Below are 15,418 nucleotides of genomic sequence, written 5' to 3' on the forward strand. Positions count from 1 at the left end.
ACTTTCAACTTCTAACTTTAAAAAACAAAGGAGACTATGTCTTACAAAAAGGATAATAAAATCAAAAGTAATTTCACCACAATTACAATCAGCCTGGCCTCTCCGGAGTCTATTCTTGAGCGTTCAAGTGGCGAGGTTTTAAAACCTGAAACCATTAACTACAGGACCTACAAGCCTGAGCGCGATGGTTTATTCTGCGAGCGTATTTTTGGTCCGGTTAAAGATTATGAGTGCCATTGCGGTAAATACAAGCGTATCCGTTACAAGGGTATTGTTTGTGATCGTTGCGGTGTTGAAGTAACCGAGAAAAAAGTACGTCGTGAGCGTATGGGACACATTAATTTGGTGGTTCCTGTTGCACATATCTGGTATTTCCGTTCGTTACCAAACAAAATTGGTTACTTATTGGGTTTACCAACAAAAAGACTGGATCTGATCATTTATTACGAAAGATACGTAGTAATACAGGCAGGTATTAAAGAAACTGACGGAATCAACAAAATGGATTTCCTTACAGAAGAAGAATACCTTGATGTATTAGATACCCTTCCGAAAGAAAACCAGTACCTGGACGACAAAGATCCACAAAAATTTGTGGCTAAAATGGGTGCCGAGGCTTTAGAGGAGTTGTTAAAACGCCTTAACCTTGATGAGCTTTCATTTAGCTTGCGTCACCAGGCTGCAAACGAAACTTCACAACAACGTAAAAACGAAGCTTTAAAACGTTTACAGGTTGTTGAGGCTTTCCGCGATGCAAAAACAAGGATCGAAAATAACCCTGAGTGGATGATCGTTAAGATCGTGCCGGTTATCCCGCCTGAATTGCGTCCGTTAGTGCCTTTAGAAGGTGGTCGTTTTGCAACGTCAGATTTGAATGACCTTTACCGCCGTGTAATTATCCGTAACAACCGTTTAAAACGTTTGATCGAGATCAAAGCACCGGAAGTTATATTACGTAACGAAAAACGTATGTTACAGGAAGCTGTTGACTCGTTATTCGATAACTCACGTAAAGTAAACGCTGTAAAAACTGAAGGTAATCGTGCATTGAAATCACTTTCAGACATCCTGAAAGGTAAACAAGGCCGTTTCCGTCAAAACTTATTAGGTAAACGTGTTGATTATTCGGCCCGTTCGGTAATTGTTGTAGGTCCAAACCTTAAATTACACGAGTGTGGTTTACCTAAAGATATGGCTGCCGAGCTGTTTAAACCATTTATCATCCGCAAAATGATTGAGCGTGGTGTGGTTAAAACAGTAAAATCTGCCAAAAAGATTGTTGACCGTAAAGACCCATTAGTTTGGGACATTTTGGAAAACGTATTAAAAGGACACCCTGTATTATTAAACCGTGCGCCTACGTTGCACCGTTTAGGTATCCAGGCTTTCCAGCCAAAATTGGTTGAAGGTAAAGCTATCCAGTTGCACCCGTTAACCTGTACCGCCTTTAACGCGGATTTTGACGGTGACCAGATGGCTGTTCACGTACCACTTGGTAACGCAGCAATTTTGGAAGCCCAGGTATTAATGCTTGCTTCGCACAACATCCTTAACCCTGCTAACGGAACGCCTATTACCGTTCCATCTCAGGACATGGTGCTTGGTTTGTACTACATAACCAAAGGCCGTAAAACTGATGCAGATCGTGTTGTAAAAGGCGAAGGCTTAACCTTCTACTCATCAGAAGAAGTAATTATTGCTTTTAACGAGCGTAAGATTGATTTGCACGCATTTATTAAGGTTAAAGGCCTTATAAAAGAGCGCGATGGCAAAATAGTAAGCAAAATTATTGATACCACGGTAGGCCGTGTATTGTTCAACGAGCATGTACCGGTTGAAGTTGGTTACATTAATGAACTGCTTACCAAAAAATCATTGCGTGATATTATTGGCGAGGTTGTTAAAATTACCGGTATGGCACGCGCAGCCCAGTTCCTTGATGATATTAAGGAGTTAGGTTTCAAAATGGCATTCCAGGGTGGTTTATCATTTAACCTTAAGGATATTAATATTCCTGATGAAAAAGTTACACTTATAGCACAGGCTTCAAAACAAGTTGAAGAAGTGATGGGTAACTACAACATGGGTTTCATTACCAATAACGAACGTTACAATCAGATCATCGATATCTGGACCCGTATCAACAACCGCCTAACAGCGAATGTGATGGAGATCCTGTCGTCAGATAACCAGGGTTTCAACTCTGTTTACATGATGCTTGACTCTGGAGCGCGTGGTTCAAAAGAGCAGATCCGTCAGCTTGCAGGTATGCGTGGTTTGATGGCTAAGCCGCAAAAATCAGGCTCAGGTGGTGAGATCATTGAAAATCCGATCCTTTCAAACTTTAAAGAAGGTTTGTCAGTATTGGAGTACTTTATCTCAACTCACGGTGCGCGTAAAGGTTTGGCGGATACAGCGTTAAAAACTGCTGATGCTGGTTACTTAACCCGTCGTTTACATGACGTTGCTCAGGATATGATTGTTGGTACAGTGGATTGCGGTACTTTAAGAGGTATATACACAACTGCCCTTAAGGATAACGAGGATATTGTTGAACCATTATACGATCGTATTTTAGGCCGTACCTCTTTGCATGATGTGTTTGACCCTATCACTAATAACCTATTAGTAGGAGCAGGCCAGGACATTACTGAAGAGATTGGTAAAACAATTGAAAACTCACCGTTAGAAGGTATCGAAATTCGTTCGGTATTAACTTGCGAAAGCAGACGCGGTGTTTGTGCATTATGCTACGGACGTAACCTTGCCAGCGGTAAACGCGTGCAAAAAGGTGAGGCTGTGGGTGTAATTGCTGCACAATCAATTGGTGAGCCGGGTACACAGTTAACATTACGTACATTCCACGTGGGTGGTACCGCCTCAAACATTGCTGCTGAATCACAGATCAACGCAAGGTTTGATGGTATTATAGAATTTGAAAACGTTCGTACAGTTGAATACAAAACCGAAGAAGGTTTAGTTGAAGTTGTATTGGGCCGTTCAGGTGAGTTCCGTATAGTAGAAGAGGGAACCAATAAAGTAATTGTTACCAACAACATTCCATACGGTGCATATCTGTATGTTAAGGATAACAGTAAAATTACCAAAGGCGACCGTATCTGTTCATGGGATCCGTACAATGCGGTAATTATATCAGAGTTTGCTGGTTTTACCAAGTTTGAAGCTGTTTTGGAAGGTATTACTTTCCGCGAAGAATCAGATGAGCAAACAGGTCACCGCGAAAAGGTAATTATCGATACAAGAGATAAAACAAAGAACCCTGTTATCCAGGTTGCTGATAAAGCAGGTAATGTGATAAAAGGTTATAACATTCCGGTAGGTGCCCACATCGCAGTTGATGAAGGCGAAAAATTACAAACCGGACAGGTTATTGCTAAAATACCTCGTTCAACTGGTAAAACACGAGATATTACAGGTGGTTTACCACGTGTAACCGAGTTGTTTGAAGCACGTAACCCATCAAACCCGGCTGTAGTAACCGAAATTGATGGTGTGGTAACCTTAGGTGGTGTGAAACGTGGTAACCGCGAGATCACTATCGAATCAAAAGACGGTCAGGTTAAAAAATACCTTGTTCCATTGTCAAAACACATCCTTGTACAGGATAATGACTTTGTGAAAGCTGGTATGCCATTGTCTGATGGTTCAATTTCACCTGCTGATATCCTTGCCATCAAGGGCCCGGCTGCAGTACAGGAATATCTTGTTAATGGTATACAGGAAGTTTACCGTTTACAGGGTGTGAAGATCAACGATAAACACTTTGAAGTGATCGTTCACCAGATGATGCAGAAGGTAGCTATTGAAGATGCAGGTGATACCCGTTTCTTAGAAAGAGAAGCTGTTGACAGCTGGGATTTCATGCTGGAAAACGATGACATCTTTGACAAAAAGGTGGTTACCGAGCCAGGAGATTCAACTACGCTTAAATCAGGCCAGATAGTTTCAGTAAGAAGATTACGCGACGAAAACTCAATATTAAAACGTAAGGATTTAAGATTAGTTGAAGTGCGTGACGCTATTGCTGCAACCTCAAGCCCAATGCTTCAAGGTATAACCCGTGCATCATTAGGTACTAAATCATTCATCTCAGCAGCATCGTTCCAGGAAACTACCAAGGTTCTGAACGAAGCAGCAATTGCAGGTAAGAAAGATTTAATGCTTGGCTTAAAAGAAAACGTTATTGTTGGTCACCTTATTCCTTCAGGAACTGGTTTACGTGAATACGAAAATATCCGCGTAGGTTCTCAGGAAGAATTTGATCGCCTGATGGCTTCAAAAGCTGAAGAAGTAGAGGCATAGTCCCGTAACTTTTTAATAAATTATTAACAAAGCCTTCCTTTAAAACGGAAGGCTTTGTTATTTTAGCCCTGTTTTGTTGATGGCTTTAACTATGGTCTTTTAGGGCCTCAGCTTCTGCCATTCATCTAAATTTCATTTAAAGCTGTATCTTGTACTATATGGAGCAATTTGACTTAAGGAATGTGAAAATTGCCGTTATTGGTTTGGGCTACGTAGGTTTGCCATTAGCCGTTGAATTTGCTAAAAAATATAAAGTTTGTGGTTTTGATATTAACCTGAACAGGGTAAATGATCTTTTAAACGGAAGGGATCAAACCAACGAAGCAGATATTGATGCCCTTAACAAAGTATTGGCCTTAACTATGGCTGATAAAGGCCTTCAGCTCTCTTCAGATACACAGGAACTCAATACCTGTAATGTTTTCATAGTTACCGTACCCACGCCGGTAGATCACTTTAAATCGCCTGATTTGAAGCCGCTGTTATATGCCTCTGAGTTGGTTGGCAAAGCATTAAAACCCAATGATATAGTAATTTATGAATCAACAGTTTATCCCGGCTGTACCGAGGAGGATTGTGTGCCGGTGCTGGAACAGCACTCGGGCTTAACGTTTAATACCGATTTTTTCTGCGGCTATTCTCCGGAGCGGATCAATCCCGGCGATAAAGTAAATACACTCACCAAAATTGTAAAGGTAACATCAGGCTCCACGGCTAAGGTTGCTGATTTTGTTGATGAGCTGTATAGCTCAATAATTGTAGCCGGCACTTATAAGGCACCCAGCATAAAAGTTGCTGAAGCCTCAAAAGCTATTGAAAATGCTCAGCGCGATGTTAACATATCTTTTGTAAATGAACTTGCATTGATATTTGACCTGATAGGTATTGATACCAATGATGTACTTGCTGCTGCAGGTACTAAATGGAATTTTTTAAAGTATAAACCCGGCCTGGTAGGAGGGCACTGCATAGGGGTTGACCCTTATTACCTGGCTCATAAGGCCGAATCATTGGGTTACCATCCGCAGGTTATTCTTTCGGGCAGGCGGGTAAATGATAACATGGGTATTTTTGTTGCCAATAAGGTTATCAAACTAATGATAAAAAAGGGGCACAGCATTGATGGTTCACGGGCACTTATATTAGGGATAACATTTAAGGAGAACTGTCCCGACATCCGCAATTCGCAGGTGATAGATATTTACACCGAACTGCAGCAGTTTGGTCTCAAGGTTGATATTTATGATCCTTATGCTGATCCTGCTGAGGTAAAAAAACAATACAATTTAGAAATTATAAAAAATATTAGCACCATTACCAATAACTATATATTGTACGATGCCATTATACTCGCAGTAGCACACGATGAATTTAAAACGTTGGATCTGGCGGGAATCAGCAATGCAAAAACAGTAATTTTTGATACAAAGGCCATATTGGACAGGAGCAAGGTTGACGGGCGATTATAGCTACTATATGTAACTATTTGATTGCTATATGTTAATATTTAACGTACTTTACATTATAATGACAAGCTTTATTTAATTTAGCAGCAAAATGGATGAACTAAACGAAAATCAATTAAATATTGAACTATCAGAAGAAATTGCAGAGGGCATATATTCAAATCTTGCAATCATAACGCATTCAAGCTCTGAGTTTGTACTTGATTTTATCAGGGTTATGCCGGGCGTGCCCAAAGCAAAAGTAAGATCACGGATAATATTGACTCCCGAACATGCTAAACGTTTACTGACAGCATTAGAAGATAATATTGAAAAATTTGAGGCAAACAACGGCCGTATAAAAATACAACAGGATCCTTCGGGCTTCCCGATGAATTTTGGCGGAACTGTTGGACAGGCTTAACGAATTTATCTATTTAATATCTTTTAAATAATTGACCGCTCATGATGTTTTAACATCTAACTGAATAATATAGATTAAGCAAGTTTTTTTAAAATGGTAAGTACAATTAAGCCACAGGTAAAATCTACGGGTAAAAGAAATTTGTCTGTAGAGTTTTTAAGGCTTTTTGCAGCTTTTGGTGTTATTGTAATTCATGTTCCGTGCAGCACAGATGCTGCAACAACACTTGGTGATTTTTTAGTATTGATATGCGTGCCATTTTTTTATGTTGCTTCAATCACCTATTTTATCTCAAACTTAAAGCGTAATACGGTTAATGAAACACTGTCAAAAATGTGGTTCAGGATACTTATTCCATACATAGCCTGGACAGTTATCTATGTATCGCTCTACCTGGTTAAAAAAGCTATGGTAGGTACCAGCCACTCATTTGCTTTTTTAGAAGTTGTATTTTATGGCGGAAGCGCTGTACAGCTATATTATCTTCCGGAGTTGGTAGCCTTGCAATTGCTTTGCCTTTCTTTACATATCTTGTTTTCAAAAGCATACTTAAATAAAGGAGTAGGATTTTTATTATTGGCTGTACCAGTTTTATATTTAGGTTTAGGTTATTATTATAAATGCCCGGGAGTTACACCGCCGATAGCTATATTTTTAATCCTTGTATCGGGGTTTTATTTTTCATCCAGGGTGCAAAATTCAGTTACTAATCTCAGGTTTGTTTTTATAGGATTATTTTTAATGCTGATCGTGTTTTATTGCAATACAATTCGTCCTGATATTATTAAAGCCTTCTCTTTATATCAATTTGTTGGTATTGGTGCGTTTATGATAGCTATAGGGATGCCATTGAGCTTTAAACTACCTGATTGGGTGGCGCCTATTTTAACGGTTTCGTTCGGAATATACCTTTGCCACTTTTTATTCCTTGAGGTTTTTGTGTCGCTATTAAAAAAACAGCATATAGCAGTTTATTATAATATGGGTAATAAAATATTAATAGCCGGGGTAATTTTTATAATTTCAATTGCCTTTACATTAGTAGTACGGAAAATAAAATATTTTAAGGCGGCTCTATTAGGCGAATAAATAATTTTAAAGACAATTAAGCAAGCCCCCAGATTAAAACTTAAAAAAAAAGAAAAATTAATAAAACTAAACCCTGAAGGAAAGGTTTAGTCTCGATGTATTTGAAATTTTCAATTTAAACGCATATTTGTTTTTATTTTCTTAATAATTGGTTAGTTTAATTATATTTTATACATTTATCGAAAAATTTTAAACCGCATCTATCTGCGTAATTCTTAATGAAAAATTAATATATGGAAAAAAGGAAGTCTTTTTTTTTAGTTCTGATGTTACTCTCCGGGTTTATTTTGATCACAAGTTTAAATTCATGTGTTAATAGTAAAAAGCTGGCTTACTTTACTAACGTACCAAAAGATAGTATTGCAAAAATGCAGTTATCTTCTTCGCAGGTAACAATACGCCAAAATGATATACTAAAAATAACTATCGGGAGCTTAGATGAAACCACCACTAAAATTTTAAATGGTGCTAATATGGGTTCAGATAATTCATCTGCAGGTGCGGGTATGTCAACAGGATCGTCCAGTAGTTCATCACCCGGATCACTGAGCGGTTATTTAGTTGATGAAACCGGAAATATTAAAATACCGCTTATTGGCCGTATGGAAGTTGCAGGTTTAACAAAATCACAATTAGAAGATAAAATAACCGAAACGCTAACTACCAAAAAAATTGCCATTGATCCTATTGTATCTGTAAGGATCATCAATTTTAAAATAACCATATTAGGCGAAGTTGGAAGGCCGGGTGTAATCTCTGTACCTAATGAGCGCATTACCGTATTGGAGGCATTAGGAGAGGCGGGTGACCTTACCCCCTTTGGTAAACGAAATAACATATTACTTGTTCGTGAGGATGGTGATAAGCGCATTTACAAGCGCTTTAGTTTGAATGACGATCAGATATTTAATAAAGATTATTACTACTTAAAAAATCAGGATATTTTATATGTTGAACCAAATAATGCCAAGGCTGCATCTGCTGACCGTTCAACCCAGATACTTCCTATTATAATAAGTACATTGTCCTTATTAATTGTTTTTGCTACCTATTTGAAAACTAAATGATTTTAATTTAATGGATTATAATAAAAATAATGATGCGTCTGCAAATTTTGAACAGCCAGAGTCTCAAAATATACTTAATTTAATTTTATACCGCTACGTACCTTTTTGGCCGCTGTTTGTTATCATCATTGTAGTTTGTTTATCAGCAAGTTGGGTGTATTTGCGCTATCAAACACCAATGTACAGTTCTGCAGCAGGTATTTTATTGAAAGATGAAGACAAAGGTTCAGCAGCTGAATCAAAGGTGTTGGATGCACTGGATGTTTTTGGTTCAAAAAAGATTGTTGAAAACGAGATAGAGATCCTGAAATCACGTACCCTTATGAAAAAAGTGGTAACGGATTTGGGTCTGTACGCACAAATATATCAAAAAGGTAATTTCAGGGATGTAGCATCTTACCCCTCCATGCCGGTTATGTTTATCGCTTTAAATCCTGATGATATTAAGGCGCCTTTAAATATACCTATCAGTTTCTCAGCAGCTGATAGTTCTATAACTATTCAAAATAAAAAATACGCTACAAATGTTCCAATTCACACGCCTTTTGGGGTGTTCCAGGTTAATATTAATAAAGATAGCCTTAGTACCTTTACTTTAAAAAAGCAACTTTACTTAAGGCTTATACCATTAAAATTATTAACCAAAACTATTCTTAAAAACCTGGAGGTTTCTGCAACATCAAAACAATCAACAGTTATTTATTTAAAATTAACAGATCCGAGTCCTTTACGCGGCGAAGCTATTTTAAATAACTTAATCCGGGTTTATAACAAAGCTGGTATTGATGATAAAAACATTGTAGCCGCTAATACTTTGGCTTTTGTTGAGGAACGTTTAAAGCTGGTTTCTGGCGAACTGTCAAAAGTTGAGGATACGATTGAAAACTATAAATCAAAAGAGGGAATAGCAGATATATCTGAACAAAGCAAAATGTTCCTGAACAATGTTGGTGTTACTGATCAAAAATTATCAGAAATCCATATTCAGGAGTCGGTATTAGATCAAATAGAAAAATACATTGTCAGAAAGAATGATAGTCCGGGCACTGTTCCTGCAACATTAGGCATAACTGATCCTATCCTTTTACAATTGCTTGAAAAACTATATGATGCAGAGTTGCAGTTAGACAGGTTGCGTAAAACATCGGGCGAAAACTCTCCGGTTATACAATCAGTTCAAAGCCAGATAGCACAGCTCAAACCAAGTGTTCTGGAAAATGTTAGAAATTTAAAGCAAACATTACAAACCACCGAACGCTCATTACAGGGCCAAAGTGCTAAATATAACTCAGTAATACAAAGTGTACCAGTAAAGGAGCGTAATTTGCTCCAGATCAGCAGGGAGCAATTGATCAAGAGCGGTATCTATACCTTCCTCTTACAAAAACGTGAAGAAACAGCACTTTCTTACGCTTCTGCTGTTGCTGATAGCCGTTTAGTTGATGCTGCCGAATCAAGCGGTACACCAGTTAGCCCGGTACCTTACGTTATTTATTTATTCGGGTTATTTATAGGTGTTGCCATCGGTGCAATTTATATCCTTATAAAAGAACAATACAACACAAGGGTACTTTTCAGAACTGAGATTGAATCAGAAACCAGGACCCCGATTATTTCAGAGATAATGTTTGATCCAACTGGCGAACGGTTAGCGATAAAGGATGGAAAAAGAACGGTAATTGCCGAACAATTTAGAGCAATGCGTACTTCATTGGATTATTTGGGCATACCAAATAATAAAAAGACATTATTATTTACCTCATCAATATCAGGAGAGGGAAAGAGTTTTACAGCTATTAACATGGCAGTAAGTCTTACATTAACCGGTAAAAAGGTTGTTTTAATTGAGTTCGATTTAAGAAAGCCAAAAATTACTTCAATGCTGAGCATGCCAAAAAATCCTGGTATGACAGAGTATTTGGCAGGCCTTACCACAACCGAAAAAATATTACAACCGGTGCCTGATGTAGCTAATCTGATTGTTATATCAGCTGGGGCAATACCACCAAATCCAACGGAGTTAATTCTGAATGGCCGACTTGAGGGCTTAATGGCTGAACTGAAAGAAAAGTTTGATTATATTATTATTGACTCACCGCCTGTTGGTTTGGTTACTGATGCAAAACTTTTAAATAAACATAGTGATGCTACCTTTTACATGGTAAGGCACGATTACACGCCAAAGGCTTACTTAAAACTAATAAATCACTTGTTTGTAAGTAAAGAGCTTAACCGGGTAAATATAATTTTTAACGGATTAAAACCTCGTGGTGCATTTGGTTATGGCTATGGACAAAATTACGGCTACGGTTATGGATATAGCTACGGTTATGGCTATGCCGAAAATGTAACTAAACAAAAAACAGGCTTAGGCGGCTTTTTTAGTAGGTTATTTAAATAATAGACTTATTATATAGTAAATTAATAGTAACAGTAAACTTATTATTTGTGATCATTGTTGCTGCGTATTATTCAAAATATTTTATATGAAGGTAAAAACAGCCGTATTTCGTAATGCGCTTGCTGGCGGTTGGGGTAAAGTTTCCATCATATTAGTTAGGTTAATACAAGTTCCACTAATACTTTCGGCCTTAGGTGTAAATAATTATGGCCTTTGGTTGGTGTTATCATCAATAGCTTCATGGCTTAAACTGGCTAATATTGGTTTTGGCGATGTTGCAGCTAACGAGATACCTATGGCAATTGCCGCTGGGGATGTTGATAAGGCCAAAGATTTTTTTTCAACTACGATAGCATTAGTAACCGTTATTGGGTTGGTTGGTGCTGCGCTAACTTTTTTAATAGTTCCTTTTGTCCCGATTGAATCATTTTTGAATATATCAAGTAACAGGCATGCCGAAGTTACTTATGCTGTAATATGGCTGATATGTTCAATATTTCTTTCTTTTTATTTCGATGCATTTTTGGGTCGTTTCAGGGCGGCACGCAAAACACATTTATCGGTTATTATAGCAAGCTTTTTCCCCTGGGCCGATTTAGTGGCTATAATCATAACCTTTCACTTCACTAATAACTTTGCCTATTTAGGGTTTGGCTTATTAATGTCTACTTTGGTATGTGTGCTTTTTTACAGTGTTGTTAGCAGGCTTATATTACCCATCATTACATTTTCATTTAAACACGTCCAGCTGTACAGGTTTAGGGAGTTGTTTAAAAAGGGATTAGCGTTCCAGGCTTTCCCGTTAGGTAACGCACTACTGTTTCAGGGTAACCTGTTAATTATTCAAGGTGTTTTAGGCCCTGCTGCTGTGGCCGTTTTTGGAACAGCCCGTACGCTGGTGCGTACACTTAACCAGGGTATGGAGCTAATAAACCAGGCTATCTGGCCCGAGTTGAATTTCTTATTTGGATCAAACGATATTGTAAAAGCAGCTAAGCTTCATAGGGCAGGTGTAGGGATCTCGATTTTTGTATCCTGCTTTGGCGCTATATTGCTGGCTATATTTGGCCAGGCACTTTATCATTTGTGGGTGGGTAAATCACTCCAGCTTCCTGAAGGTTTGCTTATTGTTTTTTTACTTCCAATTCCTTTTAATGTATTGTGGTATACAAGCAGTGTTGTGCACATGGCCACAAACAACCACGAAGGGCTTGCCAAGCGGTATTTAATTGGCACTTTGTTATCAGTGGTAGCATGTTTATTTCTATCTTATTTCTTAGGTATTGAAGGGGCGGCGCTATCAACGCTTATTGCTGATATAATACTTATACCTTACGTAATTAAAAAATCTTTAGAGCTAACTAATGATTCAATGGGTGAGTTTATTACTGGTATTTTTAATGAAGTTAAATCAGCTCCGGCATTATTGAAAAAATTCACGGCTTCAAAAAAAGCTACTTAGCCAATAATTTAACAAAATTCAATTCAGTATAATATGACTATGGAATCGGAAAAAAAGAAAAAGATTACTATCGTAATTAATGGAAAGTTTCATGCTTTTGACATAGCTGCTGAATTATATAAGCAAAAAAGATTGCGCATGCTTATATCAACCTATCCGCGTTCAATAGCGCGTAAATATGGTATAGGTAACGAAGCCTTTATAGGACTGCCAATTTTTGAAGTTATAAAACGCCTGCACAGAACTATTTTAAGATTGCTTAAGATACAGGAAAAGGACTCATGGATTCATGCTGCTTTTCCTAAAGTAGCCAAGTGGTTTATACCGAACGATACCGATATGCTTATCGGATATACAGGTAACAGCCTTGAAATTTTTGAATCAGAAAAGTATAAGTCAATACCTAAGGTACTTGATAAGGTGTCAACGCATACCATTGCAAATATAGAACTGGTTAGCGAAGCTGCTAAATATCATAATATACATTGGGAGCCTAATTCGGATGCTTTTATAGACCGCGAACTTAGAGAGTATGCACTTGCTGATAAAATAACAGTGCCTTCAAGTTATGTACTCAAAACATTTACAGATAACGGCGTAAGCCCTGATAAGCTATTGAAAATACCCTATGCAATTAGTATGCATAAATTTGCCGGTTTAAAAGAGGTAAATGTTAAGAGGGAAAATGTGGTATTATTTGTAGGACAGATTAGCCCGCGAAAAGGTGTTGGGGTATTAGTAAAAGCAATGGAAGTTGTTAGACAAACCGTTCCGGATGCTGAACTTTGGCTGGTGGGTGGCAAGTACGGCGGTATACAAGATGCTGATTTGGATTACCCGTGGATTACGCAATGGGGAATATTAAAAGGGCAGGATCTGTATGAAAAATATAAAAGAGCTTCTGTTTTTTGCTTACTATCATTTGAAGAGGGTTTGGCCTATGTTTTAACAGAAGCATTGCAATGCGGGCTTCCGATAGTGGCTACACCAAATACTGGCGCCGAAGATTTAATTGACAAAGGGGTTAACGGATTTATAGTTCCCTTAGCAGATCATAATGCTGCTGCTCAAAATATAATTAATATCCTTAATAGTACCGAGATTTGGGATATTATGGATAAATCATTAAAAACTACCCGTAATGATTTAACTTGGGAAAACTATTGTAACGAATTACTGGATAAGGTAAAATAGTTTATAATAGTTTCAGGTAGTGACGGTTATTAACCGTAAATTATTTCACAGGTGTAAAAGTGTTCATGAACAAACAATATAATCAGGCTTATAAAATACTTATCGCAAGTTCATTAACTGCGTTGCTTTCTTTTTTGGGAATCGTATTTTCGAGCCTTATACTGAAATATATAACGGTTATATCCCTGGCTTACGCCCTGGTTATGAGCTTTCAGGTATTTAACGAATACAAAAAAAGCATAAACTGGAAAAAAGCAAGAATCATACTATGGGTTTTATGTTATTACCCCTTGCTCCGGATTTTTATTGATGTTTTTACCCAGCGTTTTGAAGCTAAAACTTTTATTGATGGCTTTATTATTTACGGTGGTTTTTATGAATTGCCCATAATAGCTCTAAGCTTAGCCGTGTTAACCAAGTATTGCGATGGTTATTATCTTTTATACCGTTATGCTTACTTTTCGTTCCCGATAGGTTGTGTTATTACCGCGTTATGTTTGGCCACAAACAATCAAAGTATTATTGGCTTGGGGCAAAACGCTATTGTTAACTGTTTTGTGCCAGTAGCGTTACTGGCTTTTTATCCGTCCAATAAAAAAAGTACCATTTTGGGGTGGGTAGCCATTATTTTTATCTTTTTCGTAGGTGCTAAAATATGGTCGCGTTCATACTCCTTAGTTGGATTTTATTTTGCAGTTGGCGGTATCCGAGCATTTTTTAAGAACGGCCAGAAAAAATTAGGCTACAATATAATAGTTGGATTATTGGCCTGTTACTTTTTAGGTGTGTTTTCTTTTTTTACAACCAAATCAAATGTACAGGATAGCTCAATTGCTGATAAATACCAAACAGGCTCATTAGTAAAAGCATTGAGCGATTTTGCCGAGAATGGTGATTTTGTTAAGCTGTTTTACTGGGAGGGTAATTCCCGGTCATCCATCCTCGTTGATGCGTTTTCAAATTTTAAGGTAACCGACGTATTATTAGGTAAAGGTGTTTTTGGAACTTACCAATCGTTTGTACAAAGTGGTACTTTTGGTGATGACTTTGCATATATTGATAGGGCCGGTATTGAATTAGGGTGGGCCAATGAGGCTTTTAGATGGGGCGTTCCATATATAATAATTGTAATATGGATGATGGTGAGTGCCTACCGTAAAATTAAAAAAGACAAAAGGCTATATGCCGATCCCTTTACCAGGATTGTTGGCATATTGATAATTATAAAGGTGCTGGATGCTTTTGTTTACGGTATACCGGAAACCTCCGTTTATAATTTATTAATGTACGTAGGTATAATGAAAACGGTAATAGTAATTAACTAATTTAAATATGGCCGAGTTTTTCTTGAAAAAGATTTTAAGGTATGCCATAATCAGGTTTAAGTTTCCTGGTGCTAAGGTTGCTTTTGCTTCAAATATATCATTAGATACTCAATTAGGTAATGGTGTTAATATTTCAAAAGGAACTCAATTAGGTTCGTGCAAAATAGCCAGAAATACATATATAGGAACAAATTGTCAGTTTGGACGAACTGAAATCGGTCCGTTTTCAAGTATAGGTATGGATGTTTTGTGTGGTTTGGCCGCCCATCCGCTTGATTTTATATCATCATACCCGGGTTTTTATACAGATGAGGTACCAAGTGCAAAATGGTTTGGCGCAAAGCACCCTTATGAAGATAAAGCTGGTGTTGAAATTGGCGCCGACGTTTGGATTGGTGGCCGGGCTGTTATTTTAGGCGGGATAAAAATTGGCAACGGGGCGGTAATTGCAGCAGGAGCAGTTGTAACCAAAGATGTGCCCGACCATGCAATAGTTGGAGGAGTGCCTGCAAAAATTATAAGGTACCGCTTTGAGCCTGCAACATCTAAAGCAATTATAGCATCAAAGTGGTGGGAAACCTCGGACGATATTTTGACAAAGCTTTCAAAATATTCAAATAATCCGGAAGTTTTTATAGCGCAGCTTAGTGAAATAAATACTACTGCCACAGCTTTATAATAGTATTTG

10 protein-coding genes are annotated in these 15,418 nt (G+C 37.7%); all 10 read left to right on the forward strand.

The genetic code is table 11. The annotated features are described in order from the left end of the window. Positions 1 to 36: 36 nt before the first annotated feature. The 10 genes from rpoC (at position 37) to ACQY4U_RS09225 (ending at position 15,409) form a co-directional block, all read left to right on the forward strand. Complete coding sequence (gene rpoC / locus ACQY4U_RS09180; protein WP_428329090.1) at positions 37 to 4,323, forward strand: DNA-directed RNA polymerase subunit beta'; 4,287 nt, start codon at positions 37 to 39, stop codon at positions 4,321 to 4,323. A 158-nt stretch (positions 4,324 to 4,481) separates the two neighbouring features. Continuing rightward, positions 4,482 to 5,792, forward strand: coding sequence for a nucleotide sugar dehydrogenase (locus ACQY4U_RS09185; RefSeq protein WP_428329091.1), 1,311 nt, complete (start codon positions 4,482 to 4,484; stop codon positions 5,790 to 5,792). 88 nt (positions 5,793 to 5,880) lie between these two features. After that, a complete protein-coding gene (locus ACQY4U_RS09190) occupies positions 5,881 to 6,192 on the forward strand; it encodes a DUF3467 domain-containing protein (RefSeq protein WP_428329092.1) in 312 nt (103 codons plus the stop codon). A 93-nt stretch (positions 6,193 to 6,285) separates the two neighbouring features. Continuing rightward, on the forward strand, positions 6,286 to 7,281 hold the full coding sequence (locus ACQY4U_RS09195; RefSeq protein WP_428329093.1) for an acyltransferase family protein: 996 nt from the start codon (positions 6,286 to 6,288) through the stop codon (positions 7,279 to 7,281). Between the two features lie 233 nt (positions 7,282 to 7,514). Beyond that, positions 7,515 to 8,348 (forward strand): polysaccharide biosynthesis/export family protein, encoded by an 834-nt coding sequence (locus tag ACQY4U_RS09200; protein ID WP_428329094.1) that lies wholly within the window; start codon positions 7,515 to 7,517, stop codon positions 8,346 to 8,348. Between the two features lie 10 nt (positions 8,349 to 8,358). Further along, complete coding sequence (locus ACQY4U_RS09205; RefSeq protein WP_428329095.1) at positions 8,359 to 10,749, forward strand: GumC family protein; 2,391 nt, start codon at positions 8,359 to 8,361, stop codon at positions 10,747 to 10,749. An 85-nt stretch (positions 10,750 to 10,834) separates the two neighbouring features. Next, a complete protein-coding gene (locus ACQY4U_RS09210) occupies positions 10,835 to 12,211 on the forward strand; it encodes a lipopolysaccharide biosynthesis protein (protein ID WP_428329096.1) in 1,377 nt (458 codons plus the stop codon). Between the two features lie 39 nt (positions 12,212 to 12,250). Beyond that, positions 12,251 to 13,405, forward strand: coding sequence for a glycosyltransferase family 4 protein (locus ACQY4U_RS09215; protein ID WP_428329097.1), 1,155 nt, complete (start codon positions 12,251 to 12,253; stop codon positions 13,403 to 13,405). 65 nt (positions 13,406 to 13,470) lie between these two features. Next, positions 13,471 to 14,730 carry a hypothetical protein gene (locus tag ACQY4U_RS09220; RefSeq protein ID WP_428329098.1) on the forward strand — a complete coding sequence of 420 codons (1,260 nt, stop codon included), beginning with the start codon at positions 13,471 to 13,473 and terminating at the stop codon, positions 14,728 to 14,730. Positions 14,731 to 14,737: 7 nt separating this feature from the next. Then, positions 14,738 to 15,409 carry a CatB-related O-acetyltransferase gene (locus tag ACQY4U_RS09225; RefSeq protein ID WP_428329099.1) on the forward strand — a complete coding sequence of 224 codons (672 nt, stop codon included), beginning with the start codon at positions 14,738 to 14,740 and terminating at the stop codon, positions 15,407 to 15,409. Positions 15,410 to 15,418 lie beyond the last annotated feature (9 nt).

The sequence above is a fragment of the Mucilaginibacter sp. genome (genome assembly GCF_965277465.1).
Taxonomy (GTDB): Bacteria; Bacteroidota; Bacteroidia; order Sphingobacteriales; family Sphingobacteriaceae; genus Mucilaginibacter.

What these genes read in the sequence shown, in the direction of transcription:
- rpoC (WP_428329090.1), top strand. Translation starts at nt 37, where the DNA reads ATGTCTTACAAAAAGGATAATAAAATCAAAAGTAATTTCACCACAATT.
- ACQY4U_RS09190 (WP_428329092.1), top strand. Translation starts at nt 5,881, where the DNA reads ATGGATGAACTAAACGAAAATCAATTAAATATTGAACTATCAGAAGAA.
- ACQY4U_RS09185 (WP_428329091.1), top strand. Translation starts at nt 4,482, where the DNA reads ATGGAGCAATTTGACTTAAGGAATGTGAAAATTGCCGTTATTGGTTTG.
- ACQY4U_RS09195 (WP_428329093.1), top strand. Translation starts at nt 6,286, where the DNA reads ATGGTAAGTACAATTAAGCCACAGGTAAAATCTACGGGTAAAAGAAAT.
- ACQY4U_RS09200 (WP_428329094.1), top strand. Translation starts at nt 7,515, where the DNA reads ATGGAAAAAAGGAAGTCTTTTTTTTTAGTTCTGATGTTACTCTCCGGG.
- ACQY4U_RS09205 (WP_428329095.1), top strand. Translation starts at nt 8,359, where the DNA reads ATGGATTATAATAAAAATAATGATGCGTCTGCAAATTTTGAACAGCCA.
- ACQY4U_RS09220 (WP_428329098.1), top strand. Translation starts at nt 13,471, where the DNA reads ATGAACAAACAATATAATCAGGCTTATAAAATACTTATCGCAAGTTCA.
- ACQY4U_RS09210 (WP_428329096.1), top strand. Translation starts at nt 10,835, where the DNA reads ATGAAGGTAAAAACAGCCGTATTTCGTAATGCGCTTGCTGGCGGTTGG.
- ACQY4U_RS09215 (WP_428329097.1), top strand. Translation starts at nt 12,251, where the DNA reads ATGGAATCGGAAAAAAAGAAAAAGATTACTATCGTAATTAATGGAAAG.
- ACQY4U_RS09225 (WP_428329099.1), top strand. Translation starts at nt 14,738, where the DNA reads ATGGCCGAGTTTTTCTTGAAAAAGATTTTAAGGTATGCCATAATCAGG.